22 protein-coding genes are annotated in these 19,587 nt (G+C 60.8%); 15 read left to right on the top strand and 7 right to left on the bottom strand.

The genetic code is table 11. The features are described 5' to 3' along the window. The first annotated feature begins 53 nt into the window (after positions 1–53). Positions 54–320, top strand: coding sequence for a hypothetical protein (locus Q0743_RS23075; protein ID WP_298243781.1), 267 nt, complete (start codon positions 54–56; stop codon positions 318–320). On the opposite strand, the gene Q0743_RS23070 is transcribed toward Q0743_RS23075, so the two are convergent. Both Q0743_RS23070 and Q0743_RS23065 read right to left on the bottom strand, forming a co-directional pair. Next, on the bottom strand, positions 314–541 hold the full coding sequence (locus tag Q0743_RS23070; protein WP_298243780.1) for a hypothetical protein: 228 nt from the start codon (positions 539–541) through the stop codon (positions 314–316). The genes Q0743_RS23075 and Q0743_RS23070 overlap by 7 nt on opposite strands. Further along, complete coding sequence (locus Q0743_RS23065) at positions 538–738, bottom strand: hypothetical protein (protein WP_298243779.1); 201 nt, start codon at positions 736–738, stop codon at positions 538–540. The genes Q0743_RS23070 and Q0743_RS23065 overlap by 4 nt, the downstream gene beginning before the upstream one ends. A 739-nt stretch (positions 739–1,477) precedes the next feature. Here Q0743_RS23065 and Q0743_RS23060 point away from each other — a divergent pair. The 4 genes from Q0743_RS23060 (at position 1,478) to Q0743_RS23045 (ending at position 5,091) form a co-directional block, all read left to right on the top strand. After that, the gene (locus tag Q0743_RS23060) at positions 1,478–2,203 is read left to right on the top strand and encodes a DUF4261 domain-containing protein (RefSeq protein ID WP_298243778.1); all 726 of its coding nucleotides are present in this window, start codon (positions 1,478–1,480) and stop codon (positions 2,201–2,203) included. 240 nt (positions 2,204–2,443) lie between these two features. Then, positions 2,444–3,112, top strand: coding sequence for a DUF1629 domain-containing protein (locus Q0743_RS23055; protein ID WP_367184935.1), 669 nt, complete (start codon positions 2,444–2,446; stop codon positions 3,110–3,112). Positions 3,113–3,377: 265 nt separating this feature from the next. Beyond that, positions 3,378–3,887, top strand: a complete 510-nt coding sequence (locus tag Q0743_RS23050; protein ID WP_298243777.1) for an AHH domain-containing protein — start codon at positions 3,378–3,380, stop codon at positions 3,885–3,887. Beyond that, positions 3,844–5,091 (top strand): hypothetical protein, encoded by a 1,248-nt coding sequence (locus tag Q0743_RS23045; RefSeq protein ID WP_298243776.1) that lies wholly within the window; start codon positions 3,844–3,846, stop codon positions 5,089–5,091. The genes Q0743_RS23050 and Q0743_RS23045 overlap by 44 nt, the downstream gene beginning before the upstream one ends. A gap of 117 nt (positions 5,092–5,208) precedes the next feature. Here the strand turns inward: Q0743_RS23045 and Q0743_RS23040 are convergent, their stop codons facing one another. From Q0743_RS23040 to Q0743_RS23030, 3 genes are all read right to left on the bottom strand, one after another. Then, positions 5,209–6,741 carry an FAD-dependent monooxygenase gene (locus Q0743_RS23040; RefSeq protein WP_298243775.1) on the bottom strand — a complete coding sequence of 511 codons (1,533 nt, stop codon included), beginning with the start codon at positions 6,739–6,741 and terminating at the stop codon, positions 5,209–5,211. 236 nt (positions 6,742–6,977) lie between these two features. Further along, on the bottom strand, positions 6,978–7,319 hold the full coding sequence (locus Q0743_RS23035; RefSeq protein ID WP_298243774.1) for a response regulator: 342 nt from the start codon (positions 7,317–7,319) through the stop codon (positions 6,978–6,980). A 63-nt stretch (positions 7,320–7,382) separates the two neighbouring features. Beyond that, entirely contained in the window at positions 7,383–7,589 is a 207-nt protein-coding gene (locus Q0743_RS23030) for a hypothetical protein (protein ID WP_298243773.1), read from the bottom strand. A gap of 457 nt (positions 7,590–8,046) precedes the next feature. Between Q0743_RS23030 and Q0743_RS23025 the strand changes: the two genes are divergently transcribed. Continuing rightward, complete coding sequence (locus Q0743_RS23025) at positions 8,047–8,379, top strand: hypothetical protein (RefSeq protein WP_298243772.1); 333 nt, start codon at positions 8,047–8,049, stop codon at positions 8,377–8,379. Between the two features lie 317 nt (positions 8,380–8,696). On the opposite strand, the gene Q0743_RS23020 is transcribed toward Q0743_RS23025, so the two are convergent. After that, entirely contained in the window at positions 8,697–9,605 is a 909-nt protein-coding gene (locus tag Q0743_RS23020) for a hypothetical protein (protein ID WP_298243771.1), read from the bottom strand. 185 nt (positions 9,606–9,790) lie between these two features. Here Q0743_RS23020 and Q0743_RS23015 point away from each other — a divergent pair, with 185 nt between their 5' ends. The 8 genes from Q0743_RS23015 (at position 9,791) to Q0743_RS22980 (ending at position 15,870) form a co-directional block, all read left to right on the top strand. Then, entirely contained in the window at positions 9,791–10,624 is an 834-nt protein-coding gene (locus tag Q0743_RS23015; protein WP_367184934.1) for a M23 family metallopeptidase, read from the top strand. 18 nt (positions 10,625–10,642) lie between these two features. Then, positions 10,643–11,929, top strand: coding sequence for a phage terminase large subunit (locus tag Q0743_RS23010; RefSeq protein ID WP_298243770.1), 1,287 nt, complete (start codon positions 10,643–10,645; stop codon positions 11,927–11,929). Positions 11,930–12,035: 106 nt separating this feature from the next. Next, a complete protein-coding gene (locus tag Q0743_RS23005; protein WP_298243769.1) occupies positions 12,036–12,275 on the top strand; it encodes a hypothetical protein in 240 nt (79 codons plus the stop codon). A gap of 36 nt (positions 12,276–12,311) precedes the next feature. Continuing rightward, positions 12,312–12,548 (top strand): hypothetical protein, encoded by a 237-nt coding sequence (locus Q0743_RS23000; protein WP_298243768.1) that lies wholly within the window; start codon positions 12,312–12,314, stop codon positions 12,546–12,548. Between the two features lie 321 nt (positions 12,549–12,869). Continuing rightward, entirely contained in the window at positions 12,870–13,679 is an 810-nt protein-coding gene (locus Q0743_RS22995; RefSeq protein WP_298243767.1) for an Ivy family c-type lysozyme inhibitor, read from the top strand. 195 nt (positions 13,680–13,874) lie between these two features. After that, a complete protein-coding gene (locus Q0743_RS22990) occupies positions 13,875–14,879 on the top strand; it encodes a hypothetical protein (protein WP_298243766.1) in 1,005 nt (334 codons plus the stop codon). Between the two features lie 41 nt (positions 14,880–14,920). Further along, positions 14,921–15,499, top strand: a complete 579-nt coding sequence (locus Q0743_RS22985; RefSeq protein ID WP_298243765.1) for a hypothetical protein — start codon at positions 14,921–14,923, stop codon at positions 15,497–15,499. A gap of 131 nt (positions 15,500–15,630) precedes the next feature. After that, on the top strand, positions 15,631–15,870 hold the full coding sequence (locus tag Q0743_RS22980; protein ID WP_298243764.1) for a hypothetical protein: 240 nt from the start codon (positions 15,631–15,633) through the stop codon (positions 15,868–15,870). 168 nt (positions 15,871–16,038) lie between these two features. On the opposite strand, the gene Q0743_RS22975 is transcribed toward Q0743_RS22980, so the two are convergent. Further along, the gene (locus tag Q0743_RS22975) at positions 16,039–16,344 is read right to left on the bottom strand and encodes a hypothetical protein (RefSeq protein ID WP_298243763.1); all 306 of its coding nucleotides are present in this window, start codon (positions 16,342–16,344) and stop codon (positions 16,039–16,041) included. Between the two features lie 351 nt (positions 16,345–16,695). Between Q0743_RS22975 and Q0743_RS22970 the strand changes: the two genes are divergently transcribed. Beyond that, positions 16,696–17,196, top strand: a complete 501-nt coding sequence (locus Q0743_RS22970) for a hypothetical protein (RefSeq protein WP_298243762.1) — start codon at positions 16,696–16,698, stop codon at positions 17,194–17,196. The last annotated feature ends 2,391 nt before the right edge of the window (positions 17,197–19,587 follow it).

Genomic DNA, 19,587 nt, shown 5'->3' with positions numbered 1-19,587 from the left:
TTTGGAAACCTTTGTCCCGCCCCGGGCCTAATAGGGCAGAGGAACATGAAAACATGCCGCGGTATTACTTCGACTTGACCGACGAGCGGGGTACGGCGCTCGACGAGGAAGGCCTGGATCTGTCCAGCATGCGGGCGGTCCAGGCCGAGGCCGCCAAATCGGTCGGCGACATGGCGCGGGATGCCATCATCTCCGCGCCGGCAGCGGGGAGGCAGAGAATGGAAATCGCCGTTCGCGACGCCAGCGGGCCCGTCATGCAGGTGACGCTGTCCTTCGCGATCGAGACCTTCAGGCCGCCCGGGTCATCGGGCGATCACTGACGCGTCAAGGGCGGCAAGGTTTGCGTCGCCGGCGGCGGAAACGATTGCCCGGACTCCCGCACCGCGATCTTGCGGCCGAGCTGCCAGACCTCGACCTTGCCGAGCCGGGTGAACTGCCGGGCGAAGGTGAGGGCGGATTCGTCGGATGCGGCCTCGAAGGCCTCGGCCGAACGGAAGACGCCGTCTTCGCCGACGAGATAAGCGCGATATTGTTGCGTCATGTCGGCGCCCTCAGGCCGGGCGAGCGCAGCCAGGCGTCGATCTGCATCGCCATTTCGTCCTGCCGCGCCCGGCGCAACAGCATCTCGCGGCGGCGACCCGGCGCGAGCGTGCGCGCCTCGTCGCGGCAGCGCGCGGCTTCCTCGCTGAGTCTTTCGGTGAGTGTCGTGATCTGTTTGAAACGACGCCGCTTCAGCATGGCGCTGCTCCCTCGTTCGAGTGGGGCGGGAGCGCAACTGGCGTTCTCATCACCGATCTCTGCCACGGGCCTTGCGGTGATGCACGAAGCCTACGCCTGCGGCGGCGGAGAGTCTGTATCTTTTGATATGGCGGTACATTAAATCTTCACCGGGAAGCTTGAGCCTTTTGAGCCACTTACTCATCTGATGCGAGCGTTGCTTAAGTGCACTTTTGAACAAAGCGTTCGTCTGTAGGAGTTGGTGGCTGAGAGAGGAAGCGTGCTCCCGCTCGCTGAGCGAAGGGAGCATGGGGATGCGACTGTCGGCCATCGCCTACCGACCATCAGCAGTCCGAAATCATGCGAGAGAATGTGCGCAAAGTCTCGCGCGCTGCTGGCACAGCCGACGCCCGATACGTCTTGGGAACGCAAGACGATGGAGCCGCCGCCGAAGGAGCGCGAGTCGGACGCGGATGCCGGGAGACGAGCCGCGGCGCGGGTTCGCGTGCGATACACGAAAGTCGCGTCGCAGATGATCGAACTAGATGTCTCCGCTCGGGGTCGAAGCCGCCGTTCGGCGAAGCATCAGTTCGAAGACAAAAAGCGCCTATTGACTGTGTTCTTCTTTTGTTCTACGCAGGTGGCGTTTCAACCTGTGGGCGAATGGCCAAGTTGAATTCGTTCACGATTTTTTGCGGGGCAGTCGATGAGTAGCTCGCTTCTCGCCGTCGTCTTATTGGACGATCCGGTGACGCCGGACATGTCAGCGGTCGCCAAAATACTTCACGACCGACACCCGGAATTGGCAACGAAGGCGGAGGACGACGGAGGTGCACACAAGGCTCCGGCAAACTCACCGCTCATTCGCTGCGGCACAGAGCTCGTTGCCGTCATGCCGATGCCGGCGCCCATTCCGCACGACCAGGGGCTCTGGGCGCGCGCTGCCACGAATTGGCCGGAGAGCAAGGCGGTGGCCGCCCGGCATCGCGGTCACGTGATCGTCTCGATGCTCGGAAAGAGCGAGCAGCCGCTGGTCGCGGCGCGCATCACGACGGCGGTCATCGGCGCGTTGATTGCGACGATGCCGGAAGCTTGCGGCGTGGTGTGGGCAGGCCGGGTCGCGCGGGCCGCCGACCTCTGGCTCGAGACGTCCAGCTATTCGTTCGCACCATATCCCGACTACCCCTTCAGGCTGTGGGTCGACATTCTGCCGTTCCGGTCAGGCGCCAAGATCGGCGCGGTCACGATGGGGCTGGCGGCCTTCGTCGACCGTGAGATCGAGTTCGTGACCGGCAAGCTCACGCTTCCGGAATTGTTCGACAAGGTGGCCGGCCTTTCCGTGTATCTGATCGAACACGGCAGCGTGGTGAAGGACGGCGACACCATCGGGGCAAGTGCGAGCGAGCGCATTCAGGTGCGTCACAGGAACTCCGATGTGTTTGGCGGACTGCCGGTGTTTTACTGCGTTGATGAGTTCAAGCACTGATGTTGACAAGCTCATGCTTGCCGTTGAATCCCGCGAGATCGATAGTTTGACACGTCGGGCAAAACACTGCCAGAGTGGCATCATCGGCAAGATTTGAAAAATGCCCGCAGTGCGCCGCGGGCTTTTTTTGTGACACGTTCAGGGCATGCGCCCATGATCGTCATCAAGTCCAAACGCTCTTTCGATTGAACAACCTCAGATGTTCATTCCGTCGAAGCCTCGAACAGCTGGTATATTCAGATGAGTAATGGACAGCCGAAGCGAAGCAAACGCTCCTCCTTGCGGGAGCGTAAGTTCTACCAGATGGATTTTTATCGAACAGGCGATGCTATTAGATGTCAAATCACTGACAATAGCCATGTTCGTCTGGGTTTGGGGCACTTGTCGAATTTTACCGGGCCGACGCCGCGTATCACACTTGATCGGAAAAGTCGTCGGCCTCGAGACTGTGAGGGCTGGTACGGGTTGTGGCTGATCTCTGACCGGGCGAAAAGCGTGTTCGAAGCCGTCGACCCCGAGGCGTTTTCTTTCCTTGCCTGCGACGTTGATGTTCAGAACGGAGTCTGGGATGGACCTCGGTACTGGTTCTGCGACGTTCGGCGTTTTCTCGACGCAGTGGACGAGGAACGATCAAAGCTGGAGATCGGGATTTCTGACGATCCGGCCGCCCGGGACTTCGGTCAGAAGTGCTACGATTTTTTTGGGGATGTCGAACTCGTTTTCAAGGAAGAACTGGTCGGTGATGCGCATGTATTTCGAATGGCGCACGCTGAGCTGCGTATCATATGCGACCAAGTTCTGAAGGACGCTTGGAAATCGGCGGGACTCAGGGGTGTGCTGTTCGAAGACGCGTCCTATCTCCCGATGCTAACACTCCCAAGGCGACGTAAGGCTTCTCCCTCCCGATGATCACTCGGCCGAGCCACGGAAGACTTTCGAGTTGGATTCGCGGCCAAGGCAGTCAAACGCATCCTAACTAAAATTCTCACGGCCCGGTGTCGCTTGTCGCGCCCGGGCGGCGGCACGGACCTTAGCTCGGCAATATCGCCCTTTGCCGAGCATAACCTAAGCGTGTCCCGGGCGACCCTCATCAGGACTTGCACTCGCTTCTAGTCAGCCTCTTAGCCGCGCCGAACATCCGCGCGCGCGGCGGCTGCATCTGTGCGTGCGGCAGTTGGACCGCATCAGAGCCAGGTCTGTCGAAGCTCAATCCTATTCATTTCACCCAGAAGCTATCGAGCGTCGTGGCAGAATGTCAATTTTAGCCTATCACCGTATGATCCCGCAATTGCTCAGAGGTCATCCTGCATTTGATGGCATCGATCAGCAGAAACTGGGGATCGACTCCATCGCCAACGGCATCTATCTGCCAGTGGGGCGCCGATTGGCTGCGGCTATGGGCTTATCGCCGCATGCCGGTGGGCACCCGGACATTTACTTCGGCACTATAAAATGCGTTCTCGATCGAATCGCAAAAATTCCCCAAGCGGACGTGCGTGAGGCGAAGATACGGACTCTATTGGACGCAATGCGCATCGGTTTCGGCAATGGTGAGCTCCATACAAATTTGCCAGATGGAAAAACACTGGAAGAGTTCAAATCGACTCTCGAAAAGGTCATCAAGCGCAATGAGGCCTATGTTGAGCATCCATCCGGATGCACGAAAAGGAATTCGGGATACTGAACAAGAGGGATTGGAGGCGGGTCACGAACATCTGCTGCTGTGGTCAACAATACGGGACGATGCGCGACGAGAGAAACTGCTGCATGACGCGATTGAGAGTAATCCAAACGTCAAGATCACGTCAGAAAACAAGAATCTGCGCGGAACGCAGTACTCCAAGTTTGCCCCCGTCGATGATGATTTCCTGGTCCCTCCGACGACGCCGGCCAACCCGCAAGACATTCCATTGCCGCCCCCCTTCTTTCCTCCGTTTCTCGGGTGGCTTAGCGAGCCAGAAGGGCTCGGACCGAGTGATCCGCGCTTCACGGGCGCGTTGCCGGCATTTCCAGCACCAGATCCCGGTGAACAGCGGCTCGGTCAGTTACCTCCGACAACAGCCACTCCAGCAGCTCCGTTTGTGCTCCAATCCGATCCGCACTCCGGAGTGATGTCTCCGTACTATGAGAATCCGTTGGCTGGAGGCGCATCTCCGGAGCGTGATATTCTCCCCTGGTTGGCCGGTGCGGCCGGGGTCGGCGTAGCGGCTGCCTTCACTCCCGCTTGGCTGCTTGGCATCATGGCCGTGTTGGCGCTCACGCGCGCTGCCACTGCGGGAGAAAGCAGTTCCGGCCCGGCGAGGGGCGCCGCCGCTCCCAGCGGAGGAGTGTTCTCGACAGGAGCCTCGCCGCTCGACACCATAGGCAACGGACTTAACGTCGACAACACAGCCGGGAACAGCGGCTCTTCGGCCTCATCGAGCTTTGGGCGGCAACTGGGCGGAGCTTCTTCGACCGATGCGGCGACCCGCGCGAGCACTTTTGCGGATCGCTTTGGCAATTGGGGCGGTACGAACGGATCTGTGCCCAACGAGACGGCAGACCCTTATAAGATGCCGGACGCTCCAGCACGCGGATCAGTCCCGCCCGAGAACGTTCGGCGCCTCACGCAGGTCAACGAGTCGAACGCGGGTAGTGTGTTCAGCGCGGGGAGTGCTCCGGTGCCATATCTGCCGTCCACGGAATTCAACGAGCGGTTTGGCAATTGGACCTTCCCGAGTGCTAGCAGCGGCCAACCGCAGCCGAGCAAGCCGGTCGGTGCGTTCGCGGACGAACCAAGCTACCTCATTCCGCCACCGATCTTCGGCGTAGATGGTCCAGGCAAGCCGAGCAATGAAGCCGAGGAGTGGTTCTCGCGCTGGGTGCGGCCGTTGCTTCCACCGCAATAAATCGTTTGATGCGTCGGGCAAAACACCGGTAAAACGACATTATTGAGAGATGTCCGGATCGAGCTCGCGGGATGCCGCGGGCGTTCTTCATTAGGACACGTTGCGAAGTCGTCTGCACTACCCAGCAGGCGGCCCGAACCACCGCATCAATGCCTTCTCGAGCCCTTGCTGGCTCTCGTCTCCGGCCCAAGCCACGTGCCCGTCGGGCCGCACCAGTACGGCGTCGGGCGCAGCGACCTGTCCGATCACCGGAAGCTCCCATGAACCGCCATAGGTGGCATCGACGACATCGACGCGCTCCGCCCATGGCGCGATGTCGATGCCGCTTCGCTGGCCGAAATCGAGCAGCACGCCCCGCGCGCCGTGCAGGAGCGTGAATAGCTTTCGCGTCTGTCCGTCGATCGTCACATCAAGATCCGGCATGCGTCGCCCGAGCAGCGCGTGGCCTTCGCCGAGATCGTAGGCGATGTCGAGCCCGCTCATCATCGCGCCGAAGCGCCGGCGCGGCTCGTCCATGGCGAGCAGCTCCGCGAGGGCGTCGCGCGCGGCCTTGCGGCCGTCGTCGCCGCGGCGGAGCAGGGCGATCTGCGCCATGGTGTGCTTCAGGACGCGCGCGGCCACGGGATGGCGCTCGGAATGGTAACTGTCGAGCAGGCTCTCCGGCGAGATGCCCTTGACCACGTGCGCCAGCTTCCAGCCGAGATTGACGGCGTCCTGTACACCGAGGTTAAGACCTTGTCCGCCGACGGAGTGGTGGATATGCGCGGCGTCACCGGCGAGCAGCACGCGGCCCTTGCGATAGGATGCGGCCTGCCGCGCCGCATCGGTGAAGCGGGAGATCCAGGCGGGATTTTTCACACCGAAGTCGGTGTCGTAGACGGCGATAAGGGCCTCGCTGAGATCGCGCAAGGTCGGCTCGCTGGTTCGCGCGATCGTTGCTTCGGTCAATACGACCAGCACGCGTCCGCTCTCGGTCTTGCTGAGGCCGTGAAAGCCGAGCCCATCGCGGCGCAGGCCGAGCTGTGGCGCCTCGCTCAGCTCGACCTCGGCCATGAGATTGCTCAGCGTCGGTGCGGCGCCGGGGAATGCGATGCCGGCAGCCTTGCGCACCAGGCTGCGGCCGCCGTCGCAGCCGACGAGATAATTGGCACGCAACGGCTCGCCATCGGATAGCGTCACATCCACCCCGGCCTCGTCTTCCGCAAAGCCCGTGACCTCGCGGCTGCGATGGAAGGTGACGCCGAGCTCTTCGGCCCAATCGGCCAGAATTTGCTCGATGCGCGCCTGCCGCAGCTTGAGCCCGTAAGGGTGCCGCGTGGGGAGATCGCTGATATCGAGCCGGGTCCAGGCAAAGCCGGCGAGCTGGAGAATCTCTCCTTCGCGCAGGAAGCGGTCGGCGACGCCGCGCTGATCGAGCAGCTCGATGGTGCGTGCGTGCAGGCCACCGGCGCGCGTCTCGACGATCGCCTGGTCGGCGCGCCGCTCGACCACGGCGACGTCGACATCGGCGAGTGCGAGCTCGGCGGCCAGCATCAGGCCGGTCGGCCCGCCGCCGGCGATCACGATGGCGTGGTCGGTCAGCGTCTCGACCGCGGCGTCAGCGCTCGGGGCGCGGCGGCGCGAACGGGATGTCGGAAGCAGGACAGGCATGTTGACCCCTCGGTTGGTTGCCTTGGATGTTCGTTGGGTCGGGGGTTCTACGGCAGGGGCGGGGACTTGAAGCAAGCCCCTTGCGCACCACATATAGAGCTGGGAGGAGGGGCTTCTCTTTCCACGATGTCTTGTTGACCCGTCGGGCAAAACACCGGCATATTGGCATCATCGAGACAAGTTTGGTTCACCCGCGCGGACGCCATCCGCCGCGGGTTTTGTTTTGGGCGCGGCGGTCAGCAAATGCCTGTTCGCTGCAGGATGTCGGCGAGTTCCTCGAACGAGAACGGCTTCCTGATCATCGGCAGGCCGCCGCGCCGCGGCTCGCGTCCCGACAATTGCAGGATTTTCAGCTCCGGGCGGGCGCGCCGCGCCAGCTCGGCCAGCTCATGGCCATCCATGCCAGGCATGTTGATGTCAGTGATGAGGACCGAGATGTCCCGGTTCTGCTCGAGCCGTTCGAGCGCATCCGCGCCGCTATGGGCGGAGATCACCTGGCAACCGAAATCCTCCAGCATGCCCACGATTACGTCGAGGACGGCGGGATCGTCGTCAACAACCAGGACAGTGTGCCTCATCGCACCAGCGTTCCTTCCAACGAGGGCATCAACGCAAGCTTGGTCGGGTAAGTTCCGGCACGTCTAGTCGTCCTTCGACAGATCGCCGGGCTTGGCGGGAAGGTCAATGGTGCCGCCGTCGCCGTGCACGAGGTCGCGATCCCCGTCTCCGGTCTCGCCGGCATCTTCAATGATTGCCTCGTGCAGCGGGCGTTTCTCCTCGATGCGCGGCGCATCTTCGTTGCGGGGCGACTTTTCGTTGCGCGGCTTGCGATCTGTGCTGAGTGTCATGACGATCCTCCTGATCGACCAACTTCCGCTCCGCGCATTCGTTCGTTTGACACGTCGGGCAAAACACCGGCAGAATGACATCATCGAGACGAGTTTGGTTCACCCGCGCGGCCACATCCGCTGCGGGTTTTTTCGTCTCGATTCCAGAATCGGACGGTGGCCGCGCATCCGGCCACGCACTCGACGTGACGTTCATGGAGCGCCGACAGGCGCGCCGCCGTCCGAACCATTGCTGGCCGTGCACGCGCGACCGTGCCGGCCCGCGGCGCCGGGCCAATCGCCCGCGCCGCTGCGGCCTCCGGAAGACACGGAGATAGGGTTCGCGCCCGAAACGATCGCGCCTCGCCTTGCGCGATCTGCCGCGCATTTCTTTTCTCGTGGAGGGAATGATGACAGCCTATCTGATATCGCTCGCGCTTGCGGGCCTCGTTGCAATCGTGCTGTGGGAGATGTTGTCGTGAGCGAGGATATGAAAAACGATCCGGAGAGCGCGCCGGCGCGTTCGTCCGCGGTCAGGAAGACGTCGAGGGCACGGACCCTGACCGAGATCCGCTCGCTGGCGCGCGGCCACACCAGGACGGCCCTCCGGGTGCTCGTCGGCATCATGCGCAGCGACGACGCCACGCCGGCCGTGCGCCTATCGGCGGCCAACGCGATCCTCGATCGCGGCTGGGGCAAGGCCGCACAGCCGATCGAGAACGGCGAAGACGGTGAAACGATTCACCGGGTCGAGCGCGTCATCGTGCGTCCGGAGGACGCCGTCAAGGGCGATGCTGGCCTCGAGGCCTGAGATGCCGGAGTATCTCGATCTGGTGTTCGTCTCGATCTTCGGTTGGTGCCGGGGGAGAGCATGCGGGCGATGGACGAGCGAGAGAAGCCATCAGAGACATGGATGGCGTCTTTCATCAAATTCTGCATGATCGCGACCCTGCGGCGAGCTAACGCATCCAGTGTGCCTGAAGCACGGCGCTATCAGGCACCTCGAACTGAAATTGGGATTGCTGCTTTGACACGTCGGGCAAAACACTGGCAGAATGGCATCATCGAAAGGGTTTGGTTCAGCCCGCGGGGAAGCATCCCGGCGCGGGTTTTTCATTTCGGTGATCCCTAGTTCTTGCTCTGCTTGCCGGTCCGGCGCTGCCCGGCATAGGCGCGCTGCACCTGGTCGCTGCAATAGGACAGCTTCCGGCCATCGCCTGTAAAGTGTCCGTTGTTGATGATCCAGAGGATGACGGTCTTGTCGTCGATCTTCTTGAACATCAGGTTCTTGCGGTCCTGAATGGTGTCCGGGTCCTGCACGCGGACGGCGTCAGGGCCTGGGGCCGATTGCAACATGCAGTCGGCGTCGATCCTGACCGTGTCGGGAAGCTGAACCTGCGTATTCCTGATCTGGCAGATATTCGAGGCCGTCGTGATCGACTTCCTGGCGAATGCAACGACCGTGTCCCTGAATCTTGCACAACGTTCCTCAAAATCAGCACCTGCCGCGGCGTAGACGCCATCCTGCGGATGAGCGCTCTTGAGAGTGAGTTCCACTTCGGCCTTCTGCTTTGCTTCCACCTTGGCTCTCAGCGTGGCCTCGGCGAGCGCGCGCTGCGTCTTCAGAGGGCAATAGGCTGCACGCCAGGGAGGGTCTTTGAACTTCCCGTTCAGGCTTTTCTGAACGGAGATTGTCGCGTCATCAATCCGCTTGACGAACATGACTTCGTTGAATTGCCTGCTCGCCCAGTTGGGATCGCGCGGGTTGAGGTTCTGCGCCAGATTGTAATCGTCGCAGACCATTTCAACCTTCAGCGAGCCCGGTCCTAGATCGGTGATTTTCTTGAAATCGCAGACCCATTCGGAACCGCTGACCGACTTTGCGCCGATCGTCATGTCGTTGCCTTCGTCGCAGTTCGACTCGAAATTCTTGCCGGGTTCGGCATAGGCACCGGCCTTCGGACGCCATTTGTCGAATGCCGGCGCGGGGCGCTCTTGTGCGATCGCAACGGGGGCGAACGCCACCAGCATCAGCATCGCATGACCTAGAATTCCGAGGACGAGGAACTTTCTCACACGTGTCTCCGTGTCGAGCAGATTGAGCGGTCACGTCCTGCGTGCCCTGCGCGCAACGTAGTTAGACAATTATCAGTGGTTGAGCAAGCCGGCTGAAACCGCACCATCGTAAGGTGTAGGCGAGCGCGCTGGCTTGCCGCTTTCGAATGGAGTTGAATATGTCCTGGGAAGATATGATGCGGAGGATCCTGCAACCCATCGGAAGCGTGCCGCCCCATGTCAGGAGTGGATACGGAGAGACGTCCAACAGACCGCCCGGCTCATCGAATCCGCATCGAGGTATCGACTTCAACTATGTCGGTGGACGAGAGGCGCGTTTGAACAAGAGCAATCCGGCGGTGCGATCGCCCGTCGACGGTGTGGTTGAAAACGCCGGTGAGGACAAGTGGGGAACGATCGCGATCAGAGACAAGAACGGCCTCCTTCATCAAATCCTCCACACCAACGCCAGACATGTGAAGATCGGCGATCCAGTGGCCGCGGGCCAGCTCATTGGGACGATGGGGAATACGGGCGTTTTCCGCCGTGATGGGACGCCGGGAGATCCACATGTTCACTATCAGATCAAAGATTCTGAAGGACGCCTCATGGATCCAAGCGCGTTTGCCGATGCCTTGGGGCCATTCGACCCGAATCCGGCATCGCCAGCTTACATCCCCGAGTATCGGCAATATCTCCGGAACGCCCGCGTGGTGCCTGCAACGTCTCCTGAACACGTGCGGATCCTGACGAGAATGCCTGCAGGAATACCAAACCGATCCGCGTTCGACACAAACCCGACGGAGGTTCCGAACGTCGGCCCCGCTTCCACGTTCCCACCAGCTGCGCAGAAACAGTTCGGAGGGCTCTTCGGGCTCTGGCCGCCATTCTCTGAAAACGCGGCCTCTCCTGACCTGGGCCAAACTCGGCAAGGGCAACCTGAAACTCCAGACATCGAAGACTGGTCCGCGATGTGGCGCAGGCGCACCGGCCTGCCCTAGGGTGAGCGAGCTTAGCCATTGTCCATCCTGAAAATTCCGACGGCGAAGATCTTCGAGCCGCTGCTGAAGCCTGCGCGCTACAAGGGCGTTTACGGCGGACGTGGCTCGGGCAAGTCGCATTTCTTCGGCGAGCTCCTGGTCGAGACCTGCCAGGCCGAGCGCGGCACGCTCGCGGTCTGCATTCGCGAGGCGCAGCGTTCGCTGGCGCAGTCTTCCAAGCGGCTGATCGAGGGCAAGATCGCGAGCCTTCGGCTCGGCCACGGCTTCAGGCTTTTCAGCGACAAGATCGAGACGCCCGGCGACGGGCTCATCATCTTCCGCGGGCTTCAGGATCACACGGCGGACTCGATCAAATCCCTGGAGGGATTTCGCATCGCCTGGATCGACGAGGCGCAATCCTTAAGCGCACGCAGCCTCGCGCTGCTGCGGCCGACGATCCGCGCCAAGGATTCCGAGCTCTGGGCCAGCTGGAATCCGCGCCGCAAGAGCGATGCGATCGACGATTTTCTGCGCGGGCGCCAGCCGGACGGCGCGGTGGTGGTGAAAGCCAACTGGCGCGACAATCCGTGGTTTCCCGATGTGCTCGGGGAGGAGCGGCTCCTGGATCAAAAGCTCTACCCCGAGCGCTACGATCACATCTGGGAAGGCGAGTACGCCCGCGCCTTCGAGGGCGCCTACTTTGCCTCGCTGCTGTCGGAGGCGCGTGCCGGAGGACGGATCGGAAAAGTCTCGGCCGATCCTCTCCTGCCGCTGCGCGCCTTCATCGACATCGGCGGCGCCGGCGCTGCGGCGGATGCTTTCACGATGTGGATCGTGCAATGGGTCGGCAGCGAAATTCGCATCCTGGATTATTACGAAAGCGTCGGCCAGGTGCTGGCGTTTCACGTCAACTGGCTGCGCTCGCGCGGCTATGACAACGCCGTGCTCTATCTTCCGCACGATGGCATGGCCGCCAACAACGTCACCGGCAAGCGCTATGAGGATCATCTGCGCGAGGCCGGCTTCAAGGTCGAGCCGCCGGTGAAGAACCAGGGGCCGGGCGCGGCCATGATGCGGATCGAGGCGCTGCGGCGGCTCGGCCCGCAGCTCTGGTTCAACACCGACACGACGGAGGCCGGCCGCGAAGCGCTCGGCTTCTATCACGAGCGCAAGGACGAGACGCGCAACATCGGTCTCGGTCCCGAGCACGACTGGTCGAGCCACGCTGCGGACGCGCTGGGACTGATGGCGATCTGCTACGAGCAACCGGGCAGGGTCGCCGCGTTCAACCGGCCGATCCGGTATGCCGAGCGGGGATGGATGTGAGACGGACCAGCAGCGGAGTAGTACCAGTGGTTGACAAGTGTTCTTGTTATGTTCTAATTGGTGTAGTCTCTATCACTGCGTGAGTTTTGCGATGCCGGCGTTGCGAATGCTGGCCGAGCTGATCGGGTACACGGTGGCGCGAGCTGCTTTGCCACTCCTTTCATCCGGACATATCTATGTCGAGCCGTTCAGCACATCGACGTCGCCGCTGCGTCGTCCCTGGTATCGTCGCGACGCGGATGGACGGATCGAGTTGCGACAGGACGCTGCGGGTTGGATCGGGTTTGCGATGTGCCTTTCGGTGCTGCTCGCGATGGCGGCGATTTGTTACGGCATGTTGTCGTGAGGACGGAGGGCATGGCCAATGGAATAGCTGCTGTACTTGCTCTTCTTCGAATTCATCGGATGTTCGATCGCGCGAATCGTCATTCCGACATTGTCGTTTGGTCGGGCCTATGTGCATTCGCCGAACGTCGCTCAAGAGCGCTTCAACTGGCTTGGTTTTTGCCGTGACGGCGCCGGCCGCGTGGTGATCGCGCGAGATGTTGCCGGCTTCATCGGCTTCTTGATCATGGTCGTTGTATTTCTTGCGATCGTCTTTGGTGCCCAGTCATTCTGATACTGGCTCCGCGTTCGAAGGTTGACGCAAGGGCCCTGTCCACCGACAGGAGGCTGCGTCGTGCTTCGGCTTTATTTTGGAAATGACACGTATGGAATTACTTGGCGCGAATAGGGGTGAATGCTGCGGCGCTTCCCTTTATCAAGGAGACGAACCCGCAGCAGGTTTACGTCGAAGACACCGTGCGGCTCGCCGATGTCCGCAGTTTGATCCGGATGGCTCCGACGTTGCTGCTATTTGGCTAATTGTTCATAGCCACAATCTGTTCGCCGTGGCGCGACCTGTGGTAGTGAGATGACTGGTTCATCCGAAGGGGGACCCATGAGACGACAAGTTCGTTGGACAGCCATCGGTCTGGTTACATTGTGCATTGCCTGTTCACCGGCAATGGCCATCGGCTATCTGTCCGGGGTTTTGCAAAAGCCTGCCTACGTTCAGAGCCTGATGACCCTGCTCGGTAACGCTCCTGGCTGGACCAGGGAAATCCTGAAGAAAAACGGGCCTTACATCAGTGGCGTGCGCACCACCGAGAACATTGCCGGCATTACCCACGAGCAATTCCACATGTGCGTGCCTCAGCCGAATTGCGACGACACCACAATTGTCCTCCTGTTTGCGCCGAATGGCGCGCAGGCGTGGGCCGGCCTGCGCGAAAAAGGGGTTGTGTCCTTCCTTGGAAATCCGACCGATGCGCAGCAGGCGGTGCTGAGAAAGCAGCTCGCTGTCCCCGAATTGCCGCCAAAGGTGACAACCCCGTATTTGTTCGACGTGCTCAAGAGGCCTGCCTATGCGCAAGCGTCAAAGAATCTGATCGAGCATGCCGGCAAGCTGCCGGGCTGGGCCCGGGATGTTCTCGCCAGGAACGATGTTGCTTATAGCAGCAGTTCCGCCGAGCTGGTCGACATACACGGAGTCAAATACGAAGTATTCACGGTCTGCGCGAAGGAATACAATTGCAGTCGCACGCACTTGGCCCTCATGTTTGCGCCGAGCGGCACCCAGGCGTGGGGTGTGCTTGTCCACGAAGGTGTCATGTCCTATCTCGGCGCCGCCACCGACGCGCAGCTTGCCGTGATGAGAGAGGCTCTCAATCCCGATGAACGCAAGTGGGGATCTCCGAGTGGCAAGTAATGCGACGACGCCGCGGCGCGGGGCAGCTCTGACCGCAGTGTGACCATTTCTGGCGGTTGCCAGTCGACAGTTACTGATCAGATCGAGTCGTTGGGTGGCTCGCTGCGCCCCCGCACGGCTCGCGCCGACAACGTCAATCCTTGAAATCAGGCAAGCGGTCCTCGCGGGCCGCCTTTCTCGTTTGTGGAAGGCAATATGGACATTCTAGACAAGATCATTTCGGCCGAGAGCAGCGGCAATCTCAAGAAGGCGAACCAGCCGAACAAGACATCGAGCGCGCTCGGGCTCGGGCAGTTCATCAACGGGACCTGGCTCGAGATGATCAAGCGCCTCAAGCCCGAGCTGGCGCGAGGCAAATCGGACGCAGAGATCCTTGAGCTTCGCAAAGATGCCGACCTTTCGAAAGAGATGACCGCCAGTTATGCGGCGGAGAACCAAGCAAGGCTTCGCCGGGCCGGCGTCCCCGTCACGCCGACATCGACCTATCTCATGCACTTTGCCGGCCCGGGTGGCGGCGTCAAATTGATGAAGGCGGATCCGAATACGCCGGTGGAGTCGATTCTCGACGACAACGCCATCAAGGCCAATCCCTTCCTTCGTGGCAAGACAGCCAGCTGGGTTATCTCCTGGGCAAACAAGAAGATGGAGCACGCCGCAGCGTCTCGACATACCGCAGCGTCCCGCCACGCGCCGTGGGACGCCGGCAGCCAACCCATTCCTTGGCTCGCGCAAACGCAGGCGGTAGAGCCGGCGTTCGGCGCCACGAGCTGGCCGCAACATCCCGCTCCGCCCAACATGTTGTCGCCGGATGCGGCCAGTCGCATTGCCGGAGCCCCGACCACTGCGCCGATCCCCTTCCTGGCCGGAACGACACGGGCCCAACAGGTGCTCGACAATTCACTTCCAGCGCCTGGTGCCGCGCCCTGGGATCTCTCCGATCGCTTCGGCAAATGGAGCGGCCTCGGTGGGGTCTTGGGCCCGGCAAGTGCAAGCTATTCGGCCATCGGAGATCGATACGATGCGCCGTGGTCTCCGGCTGCCAGCGCGCTGGCTCCGAACGCGCTCGAAGAACAGAACGCCGTCGATGCGCCCGCTATCCGTCGCAGTGACATCCGCCGGTTGACCCGGCGCGATGATTCGAACGAGGCGAATGTGTTTACGACGGGTGCTCCGCCGGTGCCGTATCTGTCGCGCCGGTGAAGCTGCGGTGTATGAGTTTTGACCAAAGGTATCTCATGACAATGATGTCGATTTCCGAAGTGAAGGCGATGCTCGCCTCCGAGAAGGCCAATGCGCTTGCCGCGATGTCGGCAGCGCGGCTCGCCGAGGAGCGGGCGGATGCGATGGACTATTATCTCGGTGACATGCGCAAGGACATGCCGGCGCAGGACGGCCGCTCGCGCGCGGTGTCGACCGACGTTGCCGACACCGTCGAAGGTCTGATGCCGCAGCTGATGGACATCTTTGCCGGCTCCGACGAGGTCGTGCGCTTCGAGCCGGTGGGGCCGGAGGATGTCGCCGCTGCGCAGCAGGAGACGGACTACGTCAATCACGTCTTCATGCAGCAGAACGGCGGCTTCATGGTGCTGTATTCCTTCATCAAGGACGCGCTGCTGTCGAAGGCCGGCATCGTCAAGGTCTGGTGGGAGGAGCGGGAGGAGGAGAGCCGCGAGACCTATTACGACCTCACAGACGACCAGTTCGCGCTGCTGGCCCAGGACGTCGCGGAATCGAACGGCGCGATGAAGATCGTCGCGCACACGGTGCACGAGGGGACAGATCAGGGAGATACTCTGCAGGCTTTGCGCGAGGTCGTTTGACGTTAGCCATTCATCGCTGTGGCCGGCCGGCCAGACATCCCTTGGAGGGCGGCCTTGGGGAGGGCGGATGCGATGGTCTTCGGCGTGTTGTTCTTGGCGGCCTTTGTTTACAGCGTGTTTTACGCCATCAAATGTTCGAGGATCTACGAGCAGAATTGCGCGGACTGCTCAATGGGCCCCAGCCGTTGCAGGCCAGCCGGCCGATCGGCGTGTTCGCAAATGAGCCCGGCTTGTCCATGGCATCGTCGATGCGAGGCGATACAAGCAATGCCGCGACAAGCGGCACGGCCGGCGGACTGCTCGGCATGATCCAGGACGACATGCGCAATAACGGCTATTCGCCGCCGGGCCAAGTCGTGGGTCAGATCTAAAAATCCGAAATCGGCTTGACGCGTCGGGCAAAACACCTCTAAAGTGGCATCATCGAAAGAGTTAAGATCAACCCGCGCGGAAAATCCGCTGCGGGTTTTTTCATTCCGATGGCCGATCGGGGTGAGCTTCTTCCACCGCTTCTTGACCGCTGCGCGAACTGCATCTCTTCACGAAAAGAAGATCGCCAGAGCCACGAGGCCGCCGAGCGTCCAGAAAAAGGCGATGACGTCGGTCTGGCGGACACGTTTCTGATATTCCCGGCCGAGGTCTGTCAGATGGGTCGGTTCGACGTAGTTGCCGAACAAGCGAAAGCGCCTGAAGCTGAAGAACAGCCGAAAATCGGAGGGCTCCCAGCAAGTCTCACCGGGTGCGAGATTGTTGAGGACGAGGCGGCTGTAATTCAAGGCGCGGGCAAATAGAAAGGCAAGGCCGGCGACCCAGATCAATGTGAAGCCGATTTGCAGCCCATTCATGTTCCACCGCCCAATGATCAGACGTTTTCTGCAATCTTAGCTCATCCGCGTGACAACTTGCAATGAGAGCAAGCGAGCGTCGTCGCCGTCAGATCATCGCAACTGACCGTCGAACGGCGCCTGAGTAAGCTTCGGCAAGCGTGCCAGATCAATCTTTGTGAAATCGCAATTGGGGTAATCATCGCAATGTCCGTCAACGAGAATGGGAATCTTCGAGCCGATGGAGTCTCACTCTCTCTGCCGATTGGTCCTTTTGGGATCGGTGGCTCATATTACTGGAATCCGGGTTCGCCGACGTCTCCGCCGGTCACGGTGACAGGTGGCTTGGGTTTGGGAGGAGGGGGGCTTGGGTTGTCGTTCCTGACGGCCGGAATCAAGTCGGATGACACTCTCGGATATGGCGCGAGTGGAAATCTCTTTCCATTCGTCCCTACCTTGAACGTATCCATTCCGGACGCGAATGGGATTCCACAGCCGTCGAAGAGCAAGGTGTCCTCTCTCGAGATCGGACCGGCGCGCCCCGGCCTGGCGGCCACATACACGTGGACCCCAGAACAGCTTGCCGAGCGCTTGAGAATGTTCTTCGCGCCTCCTGCAATGGGGCCGATCGATGAAGCATCACCACTTGTCCGGACGCTGACATCCCGCATGGGATCGATCGGCCCCGACAGCGCTGCCCCGGTGAGAAATTTGGGCATGGAGGATCGGAATTCACTCGGGAGCGGGATGGGCGACTGGAGAGCTTCGACCGGGCTTGCCGGCTTGAGAGATGGCCAATATGCGCCCGAAGAGCAGCAGCCCGGCGGACTGCTCGGCATGATCCGGGAATACACGCGCAACAACGCTTACTAGTTGGCGGTTTGATGCAATTCAGCGCCGCGCGTATCGCGCATGCCCATTCCCTTGCTAGCTCCGGCGCGTCAGCGCCGACGGGATCTCCGTCGTCACCTCGCGCAAGTTCGCGCAGGCGCGGCTGATGGGCATTGGCGATGCGTTATCCGCGGACGGACTGTGGCGGTTCGGCAGCCCAAGGTCTCGTTTGACTAAGTTCTGGCTTTGTTCTATCTAAATTAGAGATAGTGGTGAAGTGCGCGCGCGCTCATACGGCGAAAGACGTTTAGCTGTTGTTGGCCGCTTTGCATCGCGGCCGATCGAGGCAGCTACACGCGATTCCCGAAGGATGAGCAGATCAAGTATTTGCCCGGAGAAGCACTTGGAATGCCGAAGTTTCCGATACTCAACGTTCTCTCGCTGCTGGCCATTGCTTTCATCATATCCGGATGCTCCTGGTCTGGCCGTGGCCTCGCGTCGACATCGATCCTACGGGATCGGGCGAAGGCCAACTGGCGAAATTCATTGGCCGCAACTCCAATCATGACGTCGATGGTCTGAAGCAATTGACGAAACGTTCATCATCGAGCAGACGTCTGCCAGGGACATCTCTCGCGACGATGCAGAAGCTCTTGGTTTGCAGTGCGCCCCGGCACCCAGCAAGGCCTGCAGCTATTCGGGCGAATGCTGGGTCCGAGACGACCAGCGATATGTCCCGCGCGATGACCCCGACTACAGAGCACAAAAAGTCTATCATGTTGACGTGCCCCTCTCCTGTCTAAAACCGCATGACGCCGTCGTGCAAGTTCATAAACGTTACGTTCCCGATGAATGGGAGTGAAGTATGGCGGAAGGTCAATATCGTATCGTCAAGGCGGAGCTCGCCCGTGACAAGCGCTCCGAGGTCGGAGCTTCTGCGCGATACGTCCCTTTGTTGGGTACTTTGATCTTGTTCCTTTTTTGCCTGCTTGCCTCGACCGGTCGGTCATGGGCAGACGATTATGATGTTGATTTTGGCGCTGAGGTTCGAGGCGCCAAGGACGCAGGCTCAGTTAGGTGTCGATTTGATCAAGTATGTAGCGCGGACATCGAGGCGTTCGGATTGTGGCTGACGATAATCGTGCTTCCTTACGAGACTCGGAGTGCCACGATTCACTTATACGGCAGCGAACTCAGTTGCTGCTATTTCGTCGGTGCCGCGGATTTCGTGAACATAGATCCGGCCAAGCCGCTATCAATAGTTCCTTTCTATCGCGGGCGGCCGGCCCAGGGCGCTCTGTTTATTCAGAATGAGTACGCGGGCACTCTCTATATTAGAATACGACTTCATCGAAATCGTTGAAACACAGACGGATTAAGTACAGTATGGCGACCATCGAAAGGCGCCCGTTGCCCGCCTCCAGGTCATTCGGCCACAACAATCACCGAAGCCGATAGAGCGGAGATTATCGGTCAAGCGAACGACGTTATTGATCATTATCTGAACGGGTCGGGATCCTTTAATGTCGAGGGGATTCGAAAGCCGCTCAGTGACGAGCCTGGTTATGACAGTACTGTTCGAGACCTAACAAATTCCAAGAATTCGATTCTCAGCGCGCAGCAATCCGTTGACGATCAGAGTGGCGTCCTAAAATCCGTAATTGAATCGATCGACCTAACTCTCAAGCGGCTCCGGCATGCGGCAGTCGCAGGCGACTTGGGCATCACAGACAATATTACGCTTCCGCCCCCGGCCACGTCGGATTCGATCAATAGTGCTCATGTTCCCATGACGCCGGGGTCAGCAGATCCGTTTGCTCCAACAGATCCGGGAAAGAGTGCGCCTGGCGGTGAATTACATCAGATTGGAATACGCTCCGATGCCGTGGGCGGGCCGGGTGGCGCACCAACCGCATCGGGGCGTAACGCCCCGAGCTTGCGGACGCCTTCATTCGGTGCGCCGCGTATGTTTCCGGACATGCAACCGGACGCTGTACTCAGGGGGGTCGGGCCGATCGGTGACAGCAACGGCATCGGCGATCGGTGGGACAGCGTTGCTCCTGCGCCATTCCGGGACGTCTCGCCGGATTCGTTTCGTAGGCTTGCCTCGTTCATTGATGGGACTGCGCAGCCAGATACGAGTTCGTCAGCGCTGTCGCCACGACCTGCTGCACGCGGCGGCAACGCGGGCGATCGGTCGACCTCGACGTCGCTTCCAACGGAGCGGTTTCCACTCGAGGCGCTGTTTGCCTCCGCCCCCAAACGCGCGTTGGATCAATGGGCCTTGGCCTCGCCGCGGAAGGACGCGTCTCGACCTGTGCGGGATACTGCCGCTGTCCTAGCCGGCCCATCGGTTACAGCCATCGATCCATCGAGTCCCGATCGGGTGCCGGCAGGCGGCCTGCTCGGCATGATCCAGGAATATATGCGCAA

This window comes from uncultured Bradyrhizobium sp. (assembly GCF_936943645.1).
GTDB lineage: Bacteria > Pseudomonadota > Alphaproteobacteria > Rhizobiales > Xanthobacteraceae > Bradyrhizobium.
Note: the sequence above shows the minus strand (reverse complement) of the source record. Positions and strands in the feature narration are given on the sequence as shown.

Bases quoted from the DNA above. Each gene is read 5' to 3' on its own strand.
- Q0743_RS23075 (WP_298243781.1), top strand. From the start codon at position 54: ATGCCGCGGTATTACTTCGACTTGACCGACGAGCGGGGTACGGCGCTC.
- Q0743_RS23070 (WP_298243780.1), bottom strand. From the start codon at position 541: ATGACGCAACAATATCGCGCTTATCTCGTCGGCGAAGACGGCGTCTTC.
- Q0743_RS23065 (WP_298243779.1), bottom strand. From the start codon at position 738: ATGCTGAAGCGGCGTCGTTTCAAACAGATCACGACACTCACCGAAAGA.
- Q0743_RS23060 (WP_298243778.1), top strand. From the start codon at position 1,478: ATGTCAGCGGTCGCCAAAATACTTCACGACCGACACCCGGAATTGGCA.
- Q0743_RS23055 (WP_367184935.1), top strand. From the start codon at position 2,444: ATGAGTAATGGACAGCCGAAGCGAAGCAAACGCTCCTCCTTGCGGGAG.
- Q0743_RS23040 (WP_298243775.1), bottom strand. From the start codon at position 6,741: ATGCCTGTCCTGCTTCCGACATCCCGTTCGCGCCGCCGCGCCCCGAGC.
- Q0743_RS23035 (WP_298243774.1), bottom strand. From the start codon at position 7,319: ATGAGGCACACTGTCCTGGTTGTTGACGACGATCCCGCCGTCCTCGAC.
- Q0743_RS23030 (WP_298243773.1), bottom strand. From the start codon at position 7,589: ATGACACTCAGCACAGATCGCAAGCCGCGCAACGAAAAGTCGCCCCGC.
- Q0743_RS23020 (WP_298243771.1), bottom strand. From the start codon at position 9,605: ATGCTGATGCTGGTGGCGTTCGCCCCCGTTGCGATCGCACAAGAGCGC.
- Q0743_RS23015 (WP_367184934.1), top strand. From the start codon at position 9,791: ATGGAGTTGAATATGTCCTGGGAAGATATGATGCGGAGGATCCTGCAA.
- Q0743_RS23005 (WP_298243769.1), top strand. From the start codon at position 12,036: ATGCTGGCCGAGCTGATCGGGTACACGGTGGCGCGAGCTGCTTTGCCA.
- Q0743_RS22995 (WP_298243767.1), top strand. From the start codon at position 12,870: ATGAGACGACAAGTTCGTTGGACAGCCATCGGTCTGGTTACATTGTGC.
- Q0743_RS22990 (WP_298243766.1), top strand. From the start codon at position 13,875: ATGGACATTCTAGACAAGATCATTTCGGCCGAGAGCAGCGGCAATCTC.
- Q0743_RS22985 (WP_298243765.1), top strand. From the start codon at position 14,921: ATGATGTCGATTTCCGAAGTGAAGGCGATGCTCGCCTCCGAGAAGGCC.
- Q0743_RS22980 (WP_298243764.1), top strand. From the start codon at position 15,631: ATGTTCGAGGATCTACGAGCAGAATTGCGCGGACTGCTCAATGGGCCC.
- Q0743_RS22975 (WP_298243763.1), bottom strand. From the start codon at position 16,344: ATGAATGGGCTGCAAATCGGCTTCACATTGATCTGGGTCGCCGGCCTT.